Source organism: Arhodomonas sp. KWT (assembly GCF_010993615.1).
This window is the reverse complement of sequence record NZ_WNXE01000599.1, coordinates 1-1007: the sequence shown is the minus strand read 5'-3', so window position 1 is coordinate 1007 and position 1007 is coordinate 1. Positions and strand designations below refer to the sequence as shown.

The following is a 1007-nucleotide window of genomic DNA, read 5'->3' as shown; positions in this document are numbered from 1 at the left end:
ATCCGGCAGCTCTCGCCCTACCAGGTGACCACCGAGGTCCTGCGCCGCAGCGGCAACCCGCGGGTGCGCTTCATGCACTGCCTGCCGGCCTTCCACAACGCCGAGACCACCGTCGGCGCCGATATCGAGAAGGAGTTCGGCATGAGCGCGCTGGAGGTGACCGAGGAGGTGTTCGAGGGCCCGGCGTCGATCGTCTTCGACCAGGCCGAGAACCGCATGCACACCATCAAGGCGGTCCTGGTGGCCACACTGGGGGGCTGAGCATGCTGGTGGTGACCGCTCTGGGCGGCAACGCCCTGCTCGAACGCGGCGAGCCGCTAACCGCGGAGACCCAGCGCGCCAACGTCCGCCACGCCGCCGAGGCACTGGCCGGTATCGTCCGCGCCGGTCACGACCTCGTCATCACCCACGGCAACGGGCCCCAGGTGGGCCTGCTCGCCCTGCAGGGCGCGGCCTACAAGCCCGACGAGGCGTACCCTCTCGATGTCCTCGGGGCCGAGACCGAGGGCATGATCGGCTACATGATCGAGCAGGAACTGGAGAACATCCTGGATCACGACCGGCCGGTCGCGACGCTGCTGACACAGGTCGTCGTCGACGGCCATGACCCCGCCTTCGCCAGGCCGACCAAGTTCGTCGGGCCGGTCTACGACCGGGACGAGGCCGAGACCCGCGCGCAGGCTGCCGGCTGGTCGATCGCCCCGGACGGCGATAAGTGGCGGCGGGTCGTGCCCTCGCCCCGGCCGGTGGAGATCCCCGACCTTCGGGTGCTGCAGCTGCTCCTGGACCAGGGGGTGATCGTGATCTGCACGGGCGGCGGCGGCATTCCCGTCGTCCGCCGGGCGGACGGCGGGCTGGTCGGTATCGAGGCCGTGATCGACAAGGACGCGGCCAGCGCCCTGCTGGCACGGCAGCTCGGCGCCGATGCGCTGCTGATGCTGACCGACGTCGACGGGGTCTACCGGGGATTCGGCACCGACGGCGCCGAAAGGCTGGAACGGCTCACC

1 protein-coding gene and 1 pseudogene are annotated in these 1007 nt (G+C 70.6%); both read left to right on the top strand.

Features of this window, described 5'->3' with window-relative positions; genetic code table 11:
- Positions 1 to 261 (top strand): annotated as a pseudogene (locus G7A99_RS21030) (ornithine carbamoyltransferase subunit F); the annotation flags it as partial.
- Between the two features lie 2 nt (positions 262 to 263).
- On the top strand, positions 264 to 1007 hold a 744-nt coding region (locus tag G7A99_RS21025; RefSeq protein WP_163143852.1), incomplete at its 3' end, for a carbamate kinase.